Below are 19,318 nucleotides of genomic sequence, written 5' to 3' on the forward strand. Positions count from 1 at the left end.
AGCCGTTAACATTCCGTTACTTCGCTGCCGCACTCACGGTCGATTTGCAGGGCAAAACGCCTTTGCACCGCCGCTGAGGATTTGCGGCCGAGAGGGGACGATGCCGCCGGCTTGTTGCGCCGGCCGGGTCGAAGACCACAGGACCGAAATGAGACGACTGCCTGCCATGGCCACCGCCGTGACGCTTGCGCTTGCGCATGTTTCCGCCGCAACCGCCGATACCGCCTCTTCCACTTCCACCGCCCCGATCGAGAAGACCGTCTCCAGCCAGACCCTGACCGACCCCGACGAGACCGCCGCCCCGGCGAATGCAGTCGAGACGAACGACGTCGAGACGGAGGCCGATCGCCTTTCGGAAAAGCCCTTCGCCGACATTATCGAGCGCGAGGCGCGGGCCAACGGCGTTCCGGTGGAACTGGCGCATGCCATCGTCTCCGTGGAAAGCAACTACCGCATCGAAGTCACGGGCCGGGCCGGCGAGATCGGCCTCATGCAGATCAAGCCCGCGACCGCCCGCGACATGGGCTTCGTCGGCGACGCGACCGATCTCTACAACCCGGAAGTCAACATCAAATACGGCATGAAATATCTCGCCGGCGCCGAACGGCGTGGCGGTGGAACGCTTTGCGGCACGATCCTCAAGTACAATGCCGGCCATTATTCCCGGCGCATGAACCCCACCTCGGCGCGCTATTGCGAGAAGGTGAAGCTGGTTCTCGCTTCGCTCTGAGGCCATCCCGAAATAGTGGGGCGCGGATCTCGCCGTCCGAGGCGTCGAAACAGGCCCCCAGGCAGTCTGCTCGCTTGACACGTTCGGCCGGGCGGGCGACATGACCGCTTGCCAGCCGGCCGGGCGGCCGCTCCCGTCATAAGTCGAAAGACGGCGGGGGAGGAAAGTCCGGGCTCCACGGAGAAACGGTGCCGGGTAACGCCCGGCGGGGGCGACCCCAGGGAAAGTGCCACAGAAAACAAACCGCCCTTCGCTTCGTGCGAGGGGTAAGGGTGAAACGGTGGGGTAAGAGCCCACCGCGCTTCCAGCAATGGCGGCGGCAGGGCAAACCCCACCGGGAGCAAGACCGAATAGGAACGACGCGGCGGGAAACCGCCAGCCCTCTCCGGGTCGATCGTTCGGGTGGGTTGCTTGAGGTGCCGCGCGAGCGGCATCCCAGAGGAATGGTCGCCGGACGGCGCAAGCCGTCGCACAGAACCCGGCTTATAGGCCGGCTGGCTCTTCGCACGTGACATCGGATATGGCCCTGCCGCTGAGGGGCTTCCAAAGGCTTCCTCCAGTCTTGGGGTTAGGCTCGCTCGCGGCATGGGAGCGCGTCCCACCCGATCATGGGAGGGCGCCCCACATTCGATCCGGTTTGGGCCTTCGAGGGCCGCAAGCCCTGCGACAGTTTGGCCTGCCGGACCGGCTTGCCGTAAATTTCCTGTTTTCGGAAACTTCAAGAGCAACCCGCAGGTTTTTGATCTGGCGGATTCGAGCGGTGGAAAAAACTTTCCGAACCTTGTGCTGCCTTACGAAATTTCAATCGGCGCTCGTAACTGCTTGTTTAGGCTAGCTCGACTGTCCTTGCTCACCCGAGCCGCGAGGCTGGTCTTACGTTCCAGCGATGCTTGCATTCGTGGCTTTAACTACCTGTAAAGATTGGTTAACGAAAGAGGTTGCGGCAAGGCTGCAACAGGTCCTCTGCCACCTCGTGAGCGGCCCGTTCCCATTGACCCCCATAGGGTCCCATGGTATCCCAAATTCATCCTGAAGGCCCGTTTTCGGGCCGAATTCAAACATTGGCGAGCATCGTTTCCGGCGTGTTTTGGCCGGGCGGCGTGGGTGGTTGTGCCGCCTACGTGTGAGTTTGTGTGCTGATTTCGGCGTGAAGCGCGGGTGGGGGTGTCGTGAGGGATCGGGAGAAAAGAGGAGCGGTCGACGGCGACGATGGACCGGTTCCTTTCCAATTCGGTCAACAATATCGACGCCAAGGGTCGCGTTTCCGTTCCAGCTCCCTTTCGGCAGGTCTTGGCCGCGCGCGGGCAGCGGGAGCTTTATGCGCTGCAGGCCATCGGCCAGCCCGCGATCGACGTGGGCGGGATGGATCTCCTAGAGCGCTACGAGACGCGCATGGCCCAGGAGGACCCCTTCAGCGAGGACTATTCGGACATGTCGCTCTTTGCCTATGGCGACGGCGCCTTTCTGAAATTCGATGCCGAGGGGCGCATCATGGTGACCGACTTCATACGCTCCCACACGGGCATCACGGATCGCGTCGCCTTCGTGGGGCGCAACCACTTTTTCCAACTCTGGGAGCCATCCCGGTTCGAGGCCTATCGAGCGGAAGCGCGTGCCCGTCTGACGGCGCGTCGCACCACTCGAGGCATGTCCGAGGGTGCGCCGGAATGATGACGGATCACGGCACGGTTGAGGAACCTGCCGATGGCGGACCGGTTCGTCACATCCCGGTGCTCCTCCGGCCAGTTCTGGAGGCGCTCGATCCCGGTCCCGGCGATCTGATCGTCGACGGGACGTTCGGGGCGGGCGGCTACTCAGCCGCCCTTCTTGCGTCTGGCGCCCGCATTCTGGGCATCGACCGCGACCCGACGGCGATCGCTGCGGCCGCGCCCATGCTTGCGGCCCAGCCGGGCCTCAGTCTCGTTCATGCCCAGTTTGGTGATCTTCAATCCATCGTCGAGCGCGAGGCCGGCGGGATGGTGGACGGCGTGGTGCTCGATATCGGCGTCTCGTCCATGCAGATCGACGAGGCCGAGCGCGGCTTCTCCTTCCAGAAGGACGGGCCGCTCGACATGCGCATGAGCCGTTCCGGCCCAAGCGCCGCCGATGTGGTGAACCGGCTGAAGGTCGGCGATCTCGCGCGCATCCTGAATTTCCTCGGCGAGGAGCGGCAGGCCGGGCGCATCGCGCGCGCCATCGAGGCGCGGCGCGCCGAGCGCCCGTTCGAGCGCACGCTGGATCTCGCCCAACTCGTCGGCCGCGTCATCGGGCGCGCGCCCAAGGATCGGATCGACCCCGCGACGCGCACCTTCCAGGCGCTGCGCATCTATGTGAACGACGAGCTCGGCGAGCTGACGCGCGCCCTTGTCGCGGCCGAACGCGTGTTGAAGCCTGGCGGCCGGCTTGCCGTCGTTACCTTCCATTCGCTGGAGGATCGGATCGTGAAACGCTTCCTGCGCGATCGCTCGGAAGCGGCGACGACCTCGCGGCATTTACCGGATGTTCAGCATAAGGACCGCACATTCGAATCGCGCAACCGGCCGGTGGGCGGCGAGGAGGAGGAAATCGCCCTCAATCCTCGGGCCCGCTCGGCCAAGCTGCGATCCGCCGTCCGCACCCAGGCGCCTCCGCGCGCGGAAGGGGAGGCGACGGACTTCATCGATCTGCCGTCGCTCGCCGACCTGCCGTCCGGAGCTTGAACCGTCCCATGTTGAAAACGCTCGACGTTCTCCTCGTCGTTCTCATGCTGGGCGCAGCCGCCTGGACCTTCGGCCAGAAATATTCGGCCGAGGCGGTGGAGCATCAGATCGCGCTGCTCGACCGCAAGATCGCCCTCGAGAAGGAGACGATCCAGCTGCTCGACGCGGACTGGAGCCTTCTTAACCAGCCCAGCCGCCTAGAGCAGCTGGCCAAAGCCTTCCAGGACACGCTGAAGCTCGACCCGACCGATCCCGAGCAGATCGTCGAACCGAACCAATTGCCCTCGCCCCCGCTGCCCGTCGTGCCCGCCGCCGAACAGAAGCCTCACGACCGGTTCGCAGCCGTGGATCGGAGCAAGTCCCGATGATCGATTTCCGTCGCAAGCTCGCCTTTCTCGGCGGCCAGACCAAGCCGGGGAGCGGGCTCGCCGCCGGCCTTCGGCGGCGCCGCTCGGAAGCTCCGCGCAACAAGGCGCGCTTTCTGATCGCGACCGGCCTGTTCTGCTCGATCTACGGCGTGATCGGAATGCGGCTCCTGCTCTGGGGCGCCGTGGCAGATCCCAACGATGCCTATCGCGCCATGGCCAATGCCGGCCCGGTGACCCGGCCCGACCTCGTGGACCGCAACGGCGAGGTTCTGGCGACCGACCTCAAGACCGCTTCGCTCTTTGCCGAGCCGCGCCGCATCGTGGACGCCGACGAGGCGACCGAGGCGCTGCTCACCGTTCTGCCCGACCTCAACCCCAAGGTGCTGCACGACCGCTTGTCCTCCAAAGCGGGCTTTGCCTGGCTGAAGCGCGAGCTGACGCCGCGCCAGCAGCAGGAAATCCTGGCGCTCGGCATTCCCGGCATCGGCTTCCGCACCGAGAAGCGCCGCTTCTATCCCGGCGGCTCGACCGCGTCGCATATCGTGGGCCTCACGAATATCGACAATCAGGGCATCGCGGGAATGGAGAAATACATCGACGACAGCGGCTTCCGCGCGCTGCAGGCGAGCGGCTTCGCCTCGGGCGACAATCTGGAGCCGGTGAAGCTGTCGATCGACCTGCGCGTTCAGCACATCGTGCGCGACGAGCTCGTCGCCGCCATGCAGAAGTACCGTGCCCAAGCGGCCGGCGGCCTCGTGCTCGACGTCGAGACGGGCGAGGTCATCGCCATGGCCTCGCTGCCGGACTACGACCCCAACAACCCAGGCGACGCGCTGAAGAAGGAGAACCTCAACCGGTTCTCGGCCGGCACGTTCGAGATGGGCTCGACCTTCAAGATCTTCACCACCGCCATGGCGCTCGACTTCGGCAAGGTGTCGATCAACTCCATGGTCGACACGCGCCCCTTCTTCGTCGCGGGTCATACGATCAAGGAATTCCACAACAAGGGCGCCTCGCTCTCGGTGCCCGACATCTTCAAATATTCCTCGAACGTCGGCTCGGCGCGCGAGGCGGACATGGTCGGAACCGAAAGCCATCAGGAGTTCCTGACGCGGCTCGGCATTCTCAGCCGCCTCAAGACGGAGCTGCCCGAGGTGGCCATGCCGACTCAGCCTAAGGTTTGGAAGAAGATCAACTCCATGACCATCGCCTTCGGCCATGGCGTGTCCACGACCCCGCTCAACACTGCCGTGGCGGCCGCCGCAATCATCAATGGCGGCTACTACATTCCGCCCACCTTCCTGCCGCGCACGAAGGAAAAGGCCGACGAGCTCAAGCACCGCGTGGTGCAGGAAAAGACCGCGCTCGACATGCGCACGATCTTCCGTCTCAACGGTGAGGAAGGCTCGGGCCGCGCCGCCAACGTTCCCGGCTACAATGTCGGCGGCAAGACCGGCACGGCGGAAAAGGTGGTCAACGGCCGCTATTCCAAGGACCAGCGCTTCAACGCCTATGTCGGCGCGTTCCCGATCGACAAGCCGCGCTACATCGTCATGTCGATCGTCGACGATCCCAAGGTCGAGCCGGGCAAGCCGAACGCCCAGGCCGGCTGGAACGCGGCGCCCATGGTCGGCAATATCGTGCGCCGCGCGGCGACCTTCCTGAACGTGAAGCCCGACTTCGGGGAGAGCGGAAAGCAGCTTCTGGTCTCCTACTGACGCCAAATTGCTTCAATCGCCGGGCTGTGTGGGCTAAGAGCGCCTGATCAAATCTCAGGGCGGAGGATGGGCGAGGGATTTTCGTCCGAGGACGAGAAGCGAAGCGCAGTCGATGCCGGCGGCATCGTCGAGCATTCGCGACGACGCCCTCGGCGGAAAGCACCGACCAGCCGACCCCATGAGGTTTGGTCAGGCGCTCTATGAGCGCGATAAGAAAACTGTGAAAAGCCGGCGGCCCGCCGCCGGCTTTTTTCTGCGACGTGGAAGATGGTGAATGAAGCTTTGCGACCTCGCCGGTGACCTCGGCACCGGCCCCGACGGAGCGAATGTCGAGATCACGGGACTGACCTCGGATTCGCGCATGGTGGAACCCGGCTTCCTGTTCGCGGCCCATGCGGGCACGAAGGGCCATGGCGAAAGCTTCACGGCGGATGCGCAGGCGCGCGGCGCCGCCGCGCTTCTCGTCTCCGACGGCGCGAGCGTCGAAAGCTCCCTGCCGCTGGTTCGCGTAAGCGACACGCGCCGCGCGCTGTCCCTCATGGCGGCGCGCTTCTACGGCCGGCAGCCCGCCCAGGTTGTCGCCGTCACCGGCACCAGCGGCAAGACCTCGATCACCGCCTTCACCCGCCAGATCTGGGCCGCCAGCGGCCTCGTCTCCGCGTCGATCGGCACGACGGGCGTCGTGTCGCCGACGCGCGACGACTACGGCACCTTGACGACGCCCGAGCCGGTGGCGCTCGCCAAGCTGATGGCGGAGCTCGCCCACGAAGGCGTGACCCACGCCGCGATGGAAGCCTCCAGCCACGGGCTGGAGCAGCGCCGCCTCGACGGCGTGAACCTGTCGGCCGCCGGCTTCATCAATCTCGGCCGCGACCATATGGACTACCACCCGACGGTGGAGGACTATTTCCGCGCCAAGATGCGCCTTTTCGACACGCTGCTGCCGAAGGGCGCTCCGGCCGTGATCTATGCCGACGACGCCTGGAGCGCGCGGGCGGCCGAGACGGCGCGCGCGGCGGGCGCCGATGTGCGACTCGTCGGCCGGGCGGGCGATCTCCTGATCCTCAAGCGCCTCGAACACGAGCGCCATCGTCAGATCGCCGAGATCGAGGCGGCGGGCCAGATTCACCGTATCGTCCTGCCGCTTGCCGGCGAGTTCCAGATGGCGAACGCGCTGGTGGCCGCGGGTCTTGCGATCTCCACTGGCGTCGAGCCGGCGGTGGCGCTGCGGGCGCTGGAGGGATTGCGCGGCGCGCCCGGGCGGCTCGATCTCGCCGGCACGACGGGCGAGGGGGCGCCGGTCTTCGTGGACTATGCCCACAAGCCGGAAGCGCTGGAGAACGTGCTGCAATCCGTGCGCCCCTTCACGACGGGCCGCGTCATCCTCGTGTTCGGTTGCGGCGGGGATCGGGACACCGGCAAGCGGCCTATCATGGGCGCCATCGCCGCGCGCCTTGCCGACGTCGCGATCGTCACCGACGACAATCCGCGATCGGAGGAGCCGGCCGCGATCCGCGCCGCGATCCTCGCCGCCGCGCCGGGCGCGCGCGAGATCGGGGATCGACGCGAGGCGATCCGAACCGCCGTGGCGCTGGCCGGGCCGGGCGACACGGTGATCGTCGCCGGCAAGGGCCACGAGAACGGCCAGACGGCCGGCGGGCGGACCTTGCCCTTCAGCGACCATGAGGAAGTTCGGCTCGCGATCGCCGGAAAGGAGCGCGCATGACCGCACCTCTCTGGACCGGTTCGGACATCGCCACTGCCACGGGCGGGCGTCCGGTCGGAACGCTGCCCCCCTCGATCTCCGGCATCTCGATCGACACGCGCACACTCGCGCCGGGCGAGGTCTTCTTCGCCATCAAGGGCGAGAGCTTCGACGGCCACGCCTTCCTGCGCCAGGCGATCGCCGCCGGGGCGGGGTTGCTCGTCGTGGCGGAAAAGAAGCTGCCGGCGCTCGGCAGCGTGACCGTGCCGCTGCTGGTGGTGGACGACGTTTTGAAGGCGCTGGAGCGGCTGGCGCTCGCCGCCCGCGCCCGCTCGCGCGCCCGCATCGTCGCAGTGACGGGCAGCGTCGGCAAGACCACGACCAAGGACGCGCTGCGCCATGTGCTGGAGCGCCAGGGCGAGGTCCATGCCTCGGTCGCCTCGTTCAACAACCATTGGGGCGTGCCGCTGACGCTGGCGCGCCTGCCGGCCGACGCGCGCTTCGCCGTGTTCGAGATCGGCATGAACCATCCCGGCGAGATTCGTCCGCTGGTGAAGCTGGTGCAGCCGCATGTCGCGGTGGTCACGCTGATCGCGGCCGCGCATCTCGGCTTCTTCCGCGATATCGACGAGATCGCCGAGGCCAAGGCGGAGATCTTCGAAGGGCTGGTGCCGGGCGGAACCGCCGTGTTGAATGCCGACGATCCGCAACTCGCCCATCTCACCCAACGCGCCCGCGCGGCTGGCGTCACCCGCATCACGACGTTCGGAGAGGCTGAAGGTGCCGACTATCGCCTGACCGCGCTGCGCTCCACCGGCGCCGGCCAGCGGCTCGCCGCGCGCATCGACGGAACCGACGTGACGGCCGAGATCGGCGCGGCCGGGCGCCATATCGCGCAGAACGTGCTGGCCGTTCTCGGCGCGGCCGACCTGCTCGGCGCCGATGTCGAGCAGGCGGCAGGCGATCTCGCCAGCTGGGGCGCCAGCAAGGGCCGGGGCGAGCGCCACGTCCTCTCGCTTCCAGGTGGCGGGGAATGGACGCTGATCGACGAAAGCTACAACGCCAACCCGGCCTCGATGCGCGCCGCGTTGGCACTGCTGGCGCAATGCGCGCCGGGCGAGGACGCGCGCCGCATCGCCGTTCTCGGCGACATGCTGGAGCTCGGGGCCCAGTCGCGTGCCCTGCATGTCGAGCTCGCCTCGGCGGTTCTCGACGCCCATCCCGATCTCGTCCTGCTGGCGGGAACCGAGATGACGGCGCTCGACGCCGCGCTTGAGCGCCTCGTGCGCCACGAGTGGCATTCCTCCACCGACGAGCTTCGCGCAAGCCTCCTGCGTCACCTTCGGCCCGGTGACGTCGTGATGATCAAGGCGTCGAAGAGCATCGGTTTCTCGAAGGTCGTGGACGATCTGATCGCCCAGTTCGCCGCATCCGCCGCCCCTTCAATGGGCGAACCTGCCCCCCACTCGTTCCGGCAGGGAGCCTGATCGCATGTTCACCTATCTCGCCGCGCTGACCGAAGACGCGCAGGTCTTCAACGTCTTCCGCTACATCACCTTCCGCACCGGCGGCGCGATGATCACCTCGTTCATCGTGGTGTTCCTGTTCGGCCCGGCGATCATCGCCAACCTGCGCATCCGGCAAGGGCGGGGCCAGCCGATCCGCGCCGATGGGCCGCAGACCCATTTCAAGAAGGCCGGCACGCCCACCATGGGCGGGCTGATGATCCTGTCGGGCTTCCTCGCCGCGACGCTGCTCTGGGCCGACCTCACCAATCTTTATGTCTGGACGGTGCTGCTCGTCACGCTCGGCTTCGGCGCGATCGGCTTCTACGACGATTATCTCAAGGTCACCAAGCAGAGCCACAAGGGCTTTTCCGGCAAAGCGCGCCTCGCGATCGAATTCGCCATTGCGCTGGCCGCCGGCGTCCTCATCATCCTCGCGCAGTCCGGCAGTTTCGCCACCTCCCTGTCGGTGCCCTTCATCAAGTCGCTCCTGATCGATCTCGGCTGGTTCTACGCCGCCTTCGCGGCTGTGGTCGTGGTGGGCGCGGCCAATGCCGTGAACCTGACAGACGGACTCGACGGGCTCGCCATCATGCCGATCATGATCGCGGCGGCGGCCTTCGCACTGATCGCCTACCTCGCCGGCAACACCAATTTCGCCAACTACCTGCAGATTCACTATGTCGTCGGCACGGGTGAGCTCGCCGTGGTTTGCGGCGCGGTGATCGGCGCGGGGCTCGGCTTTCTCTGGTTCAACGCGCCGCCCGCCGCCATCTTCATGGGCGACACGGGCTCGTTGGCGCTGGGCGGCCTCGTCGGCACGGTCGCGGTTGCCACCAAGCACGAGCTGGTGCTCGCCGTGATCGGCGGCCTCTTCGTCATGGAGGCGCTGTCGGTCATCATCCAGGTCGCCTCGTTCAAACTCACCGGCAAGCGCGTCTTCCTGATGGCGCCGATCCACCACCATTTCGAGAAGCTCGGCTGGACCGAGAGCCAGGTCGTCGTCCGCTTTTGGATCATCGCCCTGATGCTCGCTTTCGTCGGCCTGTCCACGCTGAAGCTGCGTTGAGGAGGGGCCGATGATCCCCGCGACGAGTTTCAGCGGCAAGCGGGTCGCTCTGTTCGGCCTCGGCGGCTCCGGCCTCGCCACCGCCCGCTCGCTGCTGGCGGGCGGCGCCGATCTCACCGTTTTCGACGACAATCCCAAAAGCGTCGAGGCCGCCGCGTCCGAAGGCCTGCCGAGCGGCGATCTCCATGGTCTCGACTGGTCGCGGCTGGAGGCCCTGGTGCTGTCGCCCGGTGTGCCGCTGACCCATCCCAAGCCCCATTGGGCGGCGGAGCTGGCCCGCGAGGCGGGCGTACCGATCATCGGCGATATCGAGATCTTCGTGCGCGAGCGGGCGGCGACCTGCCCCCGCGCGCCGTTCATCGCCATCACCGGCACCAACGGCAAGTCCACCACCACGGCACTGATCGCCCATTGCCTCCGGCATGCCGGCCGCAACACGCAGCTCGGCGGCAATATCGGCGTCGCCGTGCTGACGCTGGAGCCGCCCGCGCCCGAGCGGCACTATGTCGTGGAATGCTCCTCCTACCAGATCGATCTGGCGCCCTCGCTGGCGCCGACCGTCGGCATTCTCCTGAACCTCACGCCCGATCATCTCGACCGGCATGGGACCATGGAGAACTATGCCGCGATCAAGGCCCGGCTCCTGAAGGACGCAGGCACGGCGGTGATCGGCGTGGACGACGATTACGGCGCCGGCATTGCCGACTGGCACGAGAGCGAAGGCAATGTCGTGGTGCGCATCTCCAAGGAGAAGCCGCTTCAGGACGGACTCTTCTACCGCGACGGCACGTTGGTGCTGGCGCGCGACGGCGTCGAAGAGGCGCAGTATCGCCTCGCCGGCATCGGCTCGCTGCGCGGCCGGCACAACGGGCAGAACGCGGCCGCCGCCGTCGCGGCGCTGACCGCGCTGGGGCTGACGCAGGACGAAATCCAGGCGGGGCTCGAAAGCTTTCCCGGCCTCGTTCATCGCATGGAGCAGGTCGGGCGCGCCAGCCAAGTGCTTTTCGTCAACGATTCCAAGGCCACCAATGCCGACGCCGCCGCGCCCGCGCTGGCGAGTTTCGAGCGCATACACTGGATCGCCGGTGGCCTGCCCAAGGAGGGCGGCATCGCCTCGCTGGAGCCCTTGTTCCCGCGTGTCGCCAAGGCCTATCTGATCGGCGAGGCGGCGCCCGCCTTCGCCGCGACTCTTGGTGAACGAATTCCTTACGAAATTTCGGGTACGCTGGACGTCGCGGTCGAAAACGCGGCGCGCGACGCCGCCCGATCCGGCGAGGAGGAGGTCGTTCTCCTGTCGCCGGCCTGTGCCAGCTTCGACCAGTTCCGCAATTTCGAGATCCGGGGCGAAAGCTTCCGCCATCTGGTGGAAGCCTTGCCGGGGGTCGATGTCTTCCGCAGGGGTTAGAACATGGTCAGTCGCGCCAAGAAGGGTCTCATCACGGACTGGTGGCGGTCGATCGACCGCTGGTTCCTGGCCGCCTTCCTGATCCTGATGATCGGCGGCATGGTCCTGTCCTTCGCGGCCAGTCCGCCGGTGGCCGAGCGCATCGGCCTCGAGCCCTTCCACTTCGTGAAACGCCACGCCCTGTTCCTGTTTCCCAGCATCGCCGTGATGCTGGCCACCTCGCTGCTCAGCCCGCGCGGCATTCGCCGCGCCTCGATCGTCATGCTTTGCGGCGCCCTGGGCCTCATGGTTCTGGCGCTGTTCTTCGGAACCGAGGTCAAGGGCGCGCGGCGCTGGGTCGACATCGGCCCGCTCAGCATCCAGCCCTCCGAGTTCATGAAGCCGGCCTTCGTGGTGGTTTGCGCCTGGCTCTTCGCCGAGCATTCCCGCCGCAAGGATATCCCGGGCAATCTCTTCTCCATCCTGATCCTGATGGTGGTCTGCGCGCTGCTCGTGGCGCAGCCCGATCTCGGCCAGACGATCCTGTCGACCTCGGTCTGGGGTGGCCTGTTTTTCATGGCCGGCCTACCCTGGATGTGGATCGTCATGCTCGGCAGCATCGGCCTCGTGGGCTTCTGCTCGGCCTATTTCGTCTTCCCGCACGTCGCCTCGCGCATCGACCGCTTCATGACGGGCGAGGGCGATACGTTCCAGACCGACACGGCGCGCGAGGCCATCATGCGCGGCGGCTGGTTCGGCCAAGGTCCGGGCGAGGGCACGGTGAAGCGCATCCTGCCCGACAGCCACACCGACTTCGCCTATTCCGTGATTGCGGAGGAGTTCGGCATCATCTCCTGCATGGCGCTGACGGCGGTCTTCGCCTTCATCGTGCTGCGCGGCCTGTCGGTCGCCTTCCGCCAGCGCGACACGTTCTGCCGCCTCGCCATCACCGGCCTCGTCATGCTGTTCGGCCTCCAGTCGATCATCAACATGGCGGTGAACCTGCACCTCATGCCGGCCAAGGGCATGACGCTGCCATTCATCTCCTATGGCGGCTCGTCCATGATGGCGGTGGCGATCACCGCCGGCTTCGTCCTGGCGCTGACGCGCAAGCGTGCCGAGAACGTCTCGCAGACCGACCGGCTGGTGGACCGCACGCTGTTTTTCCAGACTGCGGCGAGCCCCCGGTGAAGGGTGTGGCAGGACCAATCCTTCTCTGCGCCGGCGGCACGGGCGGGCATCTCTTCCCGGCCGAGGCCCTGGCGCACGAGCTGCGCGCGCGGGGCCTCAGCGTTCATCTGGCGACCGACGAGCGCGCCGGGCGTTATGCCGGCAGCTTCCCGGCCGACGCCACGCATGTCATCCCCTCGGCGACCTTCGGCTCGAAGAACCCGATCGCGATGCTGCGCTCCGGCTTCAAGCTCCTGAACGGCTACCGGCAGGCGGGGGCGCTGATGCGCGCGTTGAAGCCCGCCGCCGTGGTCGGTTTCGGCGGCTATCCCACCGTGCCGCCGATGCTCGCCGCCGTGAATGCGGGCCGCCCGACCCTGATCCACGAGCAGAACGCCGTGATGGGCCGGGCCAACCGCTTTCTGGCCGGCCGCGTGCGGGCGATCGCCGCCGGCATTCCGCAGACCCATGCCGATCCGGCGGTCGCGGCCAAGATGAAGGTCACCGGCAATCCGGTGCGCCCCGCCGTGTTGAAGGCGGCCGAGCGCCCCTATGAGCCGAGCCGAGGCGACGAGCCCTTCCATCTCGTGGTGTTCGGCGGCAGCCAGGGCGCGCAGTTCTTCTCCAAGGCCGTGCCCGAGGCGATCGAGCGCCTGCCCGCGCCGTTCCAGGCGCGCCTGCGCGTCACCCAGCAGGCGCGGCGCGAGGACGAGGCCGAAGTGCGCGCCTTCTACGAGCGCATGAGCATTCCGGCTGAGGTCTCGCCCTTCTTCGGTGACATGGCCGAGCGCATCGGCCGCGCCCATCTGGTGATCAGCCGCTCCGGCGCCTCCACCGTTTCGGAGATCTGCGTGATCGGCCGCCCGTCCGTGCTAGTCCCTTACCCCTATGCGCTCGATCATGATCAGGCGGCCAATGCCGCGCGGCTGACCGAGGGGGGCGGTGCCGTGCTCGCCAAGCAGTCCGAGCTCAGCCCCGAGCGTCTGGCCGGACACATTCGCGAGGTCGCGGAAGACCCCGCCTTCGCCGAGGCCATGGCGACGGTCGCGCGCTCGGTCGGCATTCCCGACGCCGCGCGCCAGCTGGCCAATCTCCTGGTCGGCCTCGCGGAGGCCGGCGGGTCCCGATGATTCAGAGAAACCAAGAAAAGGAGCGTCTCATGAAGATGCCGCCCAATATCGGCCCTGTGCATTTCATCGGGATCGGCGGCATCGGCATGAGCGGCATCGCCGAGGTTCTGGTCAATCTCGGCTACACCGTGCAGGGCTCCGACGCGGCCGAGAACGCCAATGTGCAGCGTTTGCGCGAAAAGGGTGTGACGGTCCATATCGGCCATGCCGCCGAGAATCTGGGCCTTGCCGAGGTCGTGGTGGTTTCCACCGCCATCAAGCGCTCGAACCCGGAGCTTTCTGCCGCCAGAGCCCGGCTGCTGCCGATCGTTCGCCGTGCCGAGATGCTGGCCGAGCTCATGCGCTTTCGTCAGGCCATCGCCATCGGCGGCACGCATGGCAAGACCACGACGACATCCATGGTCGCCACGCTCCTCGACGCCGGCGGCATGGACCCGACCGTCGTCAACGGCGGCATCATCAACGCCTACGGCACCAATGCCCGCATGGGCGAGGGCGACTGGATGGTGGTGGAGGCCGACGAGTCCGACGGCACCTTCCTGAAGCTGCCGGCCGATGTCGCCGTCGTCACCAATATCGACCCCGAACACCTCGACCATTACGGCACGTTCGACAAGGTGCGCTCGGCCTTCCGCGCTTTCGTCGAGAACGTGCCCTTCTACGGCTTTGCCGTCATGTGCCTCGACCACCCGGAGGTGCAGACGCTGGTGGCCGAGATCGAGGACCGGCGCATCATCACCTATGGCGAGAACCTGCAGGCCGACGTGCGTTTCCAGAACCTGCGCATGGAAGGGGCACGCTCGATCTTCGACGTGACGATCCGCGACCGCATCACCGGCACGACGCAGGAGCTGACCGATCTCGCCCTGCCCATGCCGGGCCGGCACAATGTCTCCAACGCCACCGCCGCGCTCGCCGTCGCCCATCGCATCGGCATCACCGACGAGGCGATCCGCAAGGGGCTCGGCGCCTTCGGCGGCGTGAAGCGGCGCTTCACCCACACCGGCCAGTCCAACGGCATCGACGTCTACGACGATTACGGGCACCATCCCGTCGAGATCCGCGCCGTGCTTTCGGCGGCGCGCTCGGCTTCGTCCGGCCGCGTCATCGCCGTGGTGCAGCCCCATCGCTACACCCGCCTCCAAAGCCTGTTCGCGGATTTCGCGGCCTGCTTCAACGACGCCGACACGGTGATCCTGGCACCGGTCTACGCGGCGGGCGAGGAGCCGATCGAGTTCGTCAATTCCGAGATGCTGGCCGAGCGCCTGCGCCTCGGCGGCCATCGCGACGCGCAGCTGATCGACGGACCGGCGGACCTTGCGCCGCTCGTCCACCGCGTCGCCGGGCCGGGCGATATGGTCGTGTGCCTCGGCGCCGGCTCCATCACCCAATGGGCCTATGCCCTGCCCAAGGAACTGGACGCCCTGGGCGCGCGCGCGTGAGCGATCTCCACGCCCATCTGTCGGACCCCGCGCTGGGCTTGCGCGGGAAGCTGAGCGAGCGCGCGGACCTGTCGAAGATCACGTGGTTCCGCACCGGCGGCCCGGCCGATTTTCTCTACCAGCCGGCGGACGAGGCCGATCTCGAAGCCTTTCTGAAAGCGCTTCCCCCCGAGGTGCCGCTCACCACGGTCGGCATTGGCTCCAACCTTCTGGTGCGCGACGGCGGGATCGGCGGGGTGACGCTGCGCCTGCCCGCCAAGGGTTTCGGCGAGGTCGAGCCGGCCGGCGAAGGGCGCATCCGCGCCGGTGCGGCGGCGAGCGACAAGCGCTTGGCGGCCGTGGCGCTCGAGGCCGGCATCGGCGGCTTTCACTTCTTCCACGGCATTCCCGGCTCTGTCGGCGGCGCGATCCGCATGAATGGCGGCGCCAACGGCGTCGAGACGGCGGACCGGCTGGTCGAGGCCGTGGCCTATGACCGCGCGGGAAACCGCCATGTCCTGACGCGTGCCGACATGGGCTACAGCTACCGCCATGCCGACGCGGCCGAGGACCTGATCTTCGTTTCCGCCCTGTTCGAAGGTCCGGCCGCAGAGCGGGATGCGATCCGCACGGCGATGGACGAGGTGCAGCATCACCGCGAGACCGTGCAGCCGGTTCGCGAGAAGACCGGCGGCTCGACCTTCAAGAACCCTCCGGGCACCTCGGCCTGGAAGGAGATCGACCTTGCCGGCTGCCGGGGGCTGGCGATCGGCGGCGCCGAGATGTCGGCGCTCCACTGCAATTTCATGATCAACGCGGGCGAGGCGAGGGGGCACGATCTCGAGCTTCTGGGCGAGACCGTGCGTCGGCGCGTCTTCGAAACGAGCGAAATTCTCCTCGAATGGGAGATCAAGCGGCTCGGACGGTTCGAGCCGGGCCGGGAGGTCGAGCCCTTCCAACCCTGAACGAGGGACGATGCTTCAGCCAAGGGCGCCGCGACGGCGCCCTTTTTCGTTGGAAGATGGGTCTGCCAGTGGGCGCTTCTGTCTTGCGGGCGCATGGCGCGGCGGCCACAGGGGCGAAAGGTTAACGCGCGGTTCCGGAACGGCCTTACGATTTTGTTTCATCGTGCCGGTTTGATTAACCTTCGTTTAACCAAACCGGCCTCATGAATGATCCCTGAAATATCGTTGATGGGATCGTGGGTCGATGACCTTGCATGTGGCGGTGCTGTTGGGTGGCTTCTCGTCGGAAAGGCCGGTGAGCCTCAATTCCGGCCGGGAGTGCGCCGACACGTTGGAGGCCGAGGGCTTCCGCGTCAGCCGCATCGATGTCGGCCACGACATCGCGCAGGTTCTGGCCGAGCTGAAGCCCGACGTCGCCTTCAACGCGCTGCACGGGCCGTTCGGCGAGGACGGCACGATCCAGGGTGTGCTTGAATTCCTGGAAATTCCCTACACGCATTCGGGCGTGCTCGCCTCGGCGCTCGCCATGAACAAGGTGAAGGCCAAGACCGTCGCCCGCGCGGCCGGCGTTCCCGTGCTCGAAACCCTGGTGGTGGACCGCCGCAAGGCGGCAGCGAGCCATGTCATCCCCGCGCCCTACGTCGTGAAGCCGATCGCGGAGGGCTCCTCCTTCGGCGTCCTGATCGTGCGCGAGGATCAGGCCCATCCGCCGCAGCAGCTTCACGGCACGGACTGGGCCTTCGGCGAAGAGGTGATGATCGAGCGTTTCGTGGCCGGCCGCGAGCTGACCTGCGCCGTCATGGGCGACGTGGCGCTGCCGGTCTGCGAGATCACGACAGAGGGCCACGCCTTTTACGACTACGAGTCCAAATATCTGCCGGGCGGCTCCAAGCACGTCATTCCCGCAGCGATTTCCCCGGCAGTGACCAAGCGTGTGCAGGAAGCGGCGCTGGCCGCCCACCGCGCCATCGGCTGCCGCGGCGTGTCGCGCTCGGACTTTCGCTACGACGACCGCTTCGGCGAGGGAGGCGAGCTGATCTGGCTGGAGATCAACACCCAGCCGGGCATGACCGCGACCTCGCTCGTGCCCGACATCGCCCGCGCGGCCGGCCATTCCTTCGGTGATCTCCTGAGCTGGATGGTGAGGGACGCCTCATGCAAGCGCTGAACCGCCGCCTGTCGCTGACCGATTTCGAGCGGATGCACCCGCTGGCGCTGCGCGCCCAGCGCTTGGGCCGCAAGATCATCGTGTGGATCAAGAATCTGCGCGAGATGTCGCTGCCGCGCTTTCGCACCATGACGATCGGCCTTCTCGGCTCCACCGCGCTCTACGGTATGGTGCTGGGCAGCCACACGGTGAAGGTCGTGGACGCCATCGCCGAGCCGCTCGGCCTGTCGATCGAGCAGGTCGACGTCACCGGCTACAGCGAGACGAGCGAGATCGACATCCTGCAGGAGCTTTGGGCGACCGGAGCCACGACCCTGCCGGCGCTCGACGTCGACACCGCGCGCAAGGCGATCGAGGCCATGCCCTGGATCGAGAGCGCGCGGATCGAGAAGGAATATCCCAACCGCGTGCGCATCGCGCTGGTGGAGAAGAAGCCCTTCGCGCTCTGGCAGCGCGACAAGGATCTCTGGATCGTCGATCGCGACGGCAAGGAGATCGTGCCCTACGCCACGACGCGCTTCACCGACCTGCCCTTCGTGGTGGGTCCGGGCGCGGCGCGCGAGGCGACCGACATCCTCGACAAGATGGCGCTCGTGCCGGAGCTGGACCAGCGCATCAAGGCCTATGTCCGCGTCGGCGACCGGCGCTGGGACCTCAGGCTCGACAATGGCGTCGTGGTGCGCCTGCCCGAGCTGGACCCGATCGAGGCCGCCGCCGCCGTGATGCGGCTCGACCGCGACGTCGGACTTCTCTCGCGCGACATCGAGGCCGTAGACATGCGGCTCGAGGATCGCGTCGTCATCAAGCTGACGCCGGCGGCGCAGGAGCGACGCCTCAAGGCGCTGAAGGAACGGGACAAAATCGTGAAGCAGGCCCGCAAGGAGAAGCCGGTATGACGCTGTTCTCCAAACCCACGGACCAACTTCCGCGCATGAAGAAGCCCTCGGACCGGCGCCCGCGCACCATTTCGGTGCTCGATGTCGGCTCGTCCAAGGTGACTTGCCTCATCGCCAAGCTGAAGCCGCGCCCCGAAAGCGAGGTGCTGCCCGGCCGAACCCATGTGGTGGAAGTGATCGGCATCGGCCACCAGCGCTCGCGCGGCGTGAAGTCGGGCGTCGTGGTCGATCTCGACGCGGCCGAGAAGTCGATCCGCTACTGCGTCGACGCGGCCGAGCGCATGGCCGGGCTCACCATCGAGTCGCTGATCGTCTCCGTCTGCGCCGGGCGCCTCAAGAGCCTTCGCGGCTCGGCCCGTGCCCAGGTCGAAGGCACCGAGGTCTCCGAGCTGGACCTCAAGCGCGTTCTCAACCAGGCGGCCCGCACGCCGCTTCGCGAAGGGCGCGTCGCGCTCCACCGCGTGCCGTTCGACCTGATGCTGGACAACGAGGCGGGCCTGGAAAATCCCGTCGGCATGACCGGCGCGGAGCTCGGCGCCGAGCTGCACATCCTCTCGGCCGAGGAAACGCCGCTGCGCAATCTGGAAGCGGCGATCAACCGGGCGCATCTCGTGGTCGAGGCCTTCGTCGCCACGCCCTACGCCAGCGGCCTGTCCACCCTGGTGGACGACGAGGCCGTGATGGGCTCGGCCTGCATCGACATGGGCGCGGGCTCGACCTCGATTTCGATCTTCCAGAACGGCCATTTCGCCTATGCCGACGCGGTGGCGCTCGGCGGCCATCACATCACGATGGACCTGGCGCGCGGCCTCTCGATCCGCCCCGAACAGGCGGAACGGCTGAAGGTCATGCACGGCAACGCCCTGCCCAGCATGATGGCCGACGGCGACACCGTTTCGGTCGAGCCGCTGGGCGACGAGAACAACGAGGCGACGATCCAGGTCTCGCGCTCGCTGATCGCGCGCATCATCCGCCCCCGGGTGGAGGAAACGCTCGAACTGATCCGCGACCGGCTGCACCAGTCCAATCTCGGGCATGTCATCGGCAAGCGCGTGGTGCTGACGGGCGGCGCCAGCCAGCTCGCCGGCCTTGGCGACGCGGCCCGCTCCATCCTCAACCGCAATGTCCGCCTCGGCCGCCCGGTCGGCGTGGCGGGCCTTGCGGCGGCCAACAAGAGCCCCGCTTTCGCCACGTCGGTGGGGCTTCTGATCTACCCGCAGGTGTCGATGCTCGAGCATGTGCCCGAACATTCGGTCCTGGACTTCGCCTTCGACCAGCGCACGCGGGTCGGACGCCTCGGCTCCTGGCTTCGGCAGAGCTTCTGACAAGGTTCGCGTGGGACACTGACCAACGACCTATCCACATCCGGCGCTGACGGCGCGCCGGACCG

General features: G+C 67.1%; 16 protein-coding genes and 1 other RNA gene. All 17 read left to right on the forward strand.

What is annotated here, in order from left to right:
- Window positions 1–148 precede the first annotated feature (148 nt).
- The 17 genes from AUL32_RS08075 (at window position 149) to ftsA (ending at window position 19,253) form a co-directional block, all read left to right on the forward strand.
- Window positions 149–730, forward strand: a complete 582-nt coding sequence (locus tag AUL32_RS08075) for a lytic transglycosylase domain-containing protein (RefSeq protein ID WP_062113518.1) — start codon at window positions 149–151, stop codon at window positions 728–730.
- 111 nt (window positions 731–841) lie between these two features.
- Window positions 842–1,232, forward strand: an RNA gene (gene rnpB, locus AUL32_RS08080) — RNase P RNA component class A.
- A 707-nt stretch (window positions 1,233–1,939) separates the two neighbouring features.
- Window positions 1,940–2,401 (forward strand): division/cell wall cluster transcriptional repressor MraZ, encoded by a 462-nt coding sequence (gene mraZ, locus AUL32_RS08085; protein ID WP_061976778.1) that lies wholly within the window; start codon window positions 1,940–1,942, stop codon window positions 2,399–2,401.
- The gene (gene rsmH, locus AUL32_RS08090; protein ID WP_062113521.1) at window positions 2,398–3,429 is read left to right on the forward strand and encodes a 16S rRNA (cytosine(1402)-N(4))-methyltransferase RsmH; all 1,032 of its coding nucleotides are present in this window, start codon (window positions 2,398–2,400) and stop codon (window positions 3,427–3,429) included. Before mraZ ends, rsmH begins: the two co-directional genes overlap by 4 nt.
- 8 nt (window positions 3,430–3,437) lie before the next feature.
- Entirely contained in the window at window positions 3,438–3,797 is a 360-nt protein-coding gene (gene ftsL, locus AUL32_RS08095; RefSeq protein ID WP_062113522.1) for a cell division protein FtsL, read from the forward strand.
- Window positions 3,794–5,515: a peptidoglycan D,D-transpeptidase FtsI family protein gene (locus AUL32_RS08100; protein ID WP_061976775.1), complete on the forward strand. Its 1,722-nt coding sequence runs from the start codon at window positions 3,794–3,796 to the stop codon at window positions 5,513–5,515. The genes ftsL and AUL32_RS08100 overlap by 4 nt, the downstream gene beginning before the upstream one ends.
- 274 nt (window positions 5,516–5,789) lie before the next feature.
- Complete coding sequence (locus AUL32_RS08105) at window positions 5,790–7,241, forward strand: UDP-N-acetylmuramoyl-L-alanyl-D-glutamate--2,6-diaminopimelate ligase (RefSeq protein WP_062113524.1); 1,452 nt, start codon at window positions 5,790–5,792, stop codon at window positions 7,239–7,241.
- Window positions 7,238–8,707, forward strand: a complete 1,470-nt coding sequence (locus tag AUL32_RS08110; RefSeq protein ID WP_062113525.1) for a UDP-N-acetylmuramoylalanyl-D-glutamyl-2,6-diaminopimelate--D-alanyl-D-alanine ligase — start codon at window positions 7,238–7,240, stop codon at window positions 8,705–8,707. The genes AUL32_RS08105 and AUL32_RS08110 overlap by 4 nt, the downstream gene beginning before the upstream one ends.
- 4 nt (window positions 8,708–8,711) lie before the next feature.
- Entirely contained in the window at window positions 8,712–9,794 is a 1,083-nt protein-coding gene (gene mraY / locus AUL32_RS08115; RefSeq protein WP_062113529.1) for a phospho-N-acetylmuramoyl-pentapeptide-transferase, read from the forward strand.
- 10 nt (window positions 9,795–9,804) lie between these two features.
- A complete protein-coding gene (gene murD, locus AUL32_RS08120; protein ID WP_062113532.1) occupies window positions 9,805–11,199 on the forward strand; it encodes a UDP-N-acetylmuramoyl-L-alanine--D-glutamate ligase in 1,395 nt (464 codons plus the stop codon).
- A 3-nt stretch (window positions 11,200–11,202) separates the two neighbouring features.
- Window positions 11,203–12,369, forward strand: coding sequence for a putative lipid II flippase FtsW (gene ftsW / locus AUL32_RS08125; protein ID WP_061976770.1), 1,167 nt, complete (start codon window positions 11,203–11,205; stop codon window positions 12,367–12,369).
- Between the two features lie 5 nt (window positions 12,370–12,374).
- Window positions 12,375–13,478: an undecaprenyldiphospho-muramoylpentapeptide beta-N-acetylglucosaminyltransferase gene (murG, locus tag AUL32_RS08130; RefSeq protein WP_062113584.1), complete on the forward strand. Its 1,104-nt coding sequence runs from the start codon at window positions 12,375–12,377 to the stop codon at window positions 13,476–13,478.
- 29 nt (window positions 13,479–13,507) lie between these two features.
- Entirely contained in the window at window positions 13,508–14,920 is a 1,413-nt protein-coding gene (gene murC / locus AUL32_RS08135; RefSeq protein ID WP_062113536.1) for a UDP-N-acetylmuramate--L-alanine ligase, read from the forward strand.
- Window positions 14,869–15,864, forward strand: a complete 996-nt coding sequence (murB, locus tag AUL32_RS08140) for a UDP-N-acetylmuramate dehydrogenase (protein ID WP_082659406.1) — start codon at window positions 14,869–14,871, stop codon at window positions 15,862–15,864. The genes murC and murB overlap by 52 nt, the downstream gene beginning before the upstream one ends.
- 244 nt (window positions 15,865–16,108) lie before the next feature.
- Window positions 16,109–17,032, forward strand: a complete 924-nt coding sequence (locus tag AUL32_RS08145) for a D-alanine--D-alanine ligase (protein WP_062113553.1) — start codon at window positions 16,109–16,111, stop codon at window positions 17,030–17,032.
- Window positions 17,020–17,928, forward strand: a complete 909-nt coding sequence (locus AUL32_RS08150; protein ID WP_062113556.1) for a cell division protein FtsQ/DivIB — start codon at window positions 17,020–17,022, stop codon at window positions 17,926–17,928. The genes AUL32_RS08145 and AUL32_RS08150 overlap by 13 nt, the downstream gene beginning before the upstream one ends.
- Window positions 17,925–19,253, forward strand: coding sequence for a cell division protein FtsA (ftsA, locus tag AUL32_RS08155; RefSeq protein WP_061976765.1), 1,329 nt, complete (start codon window positions 17,925–17,927; stop codon window positions 19,251–19,253). The genes AUL32_RS08150 and ftsA overlap by 4 nt, the downstream gene beginning before the upstream one ends.
- Window positions 19,254–19,318: the final 65 nt, after the last annotated feature.

It is taken from the genome of Aureimonas sp. AU40 (genome assembly GCF_001463785.1).
Classification (GTDB): domain Bacteria; phylum Pseudomonadota; class Alphaproteobacteria; order Rhizobiales; family Rhizobiaceae; genus Aureimonas.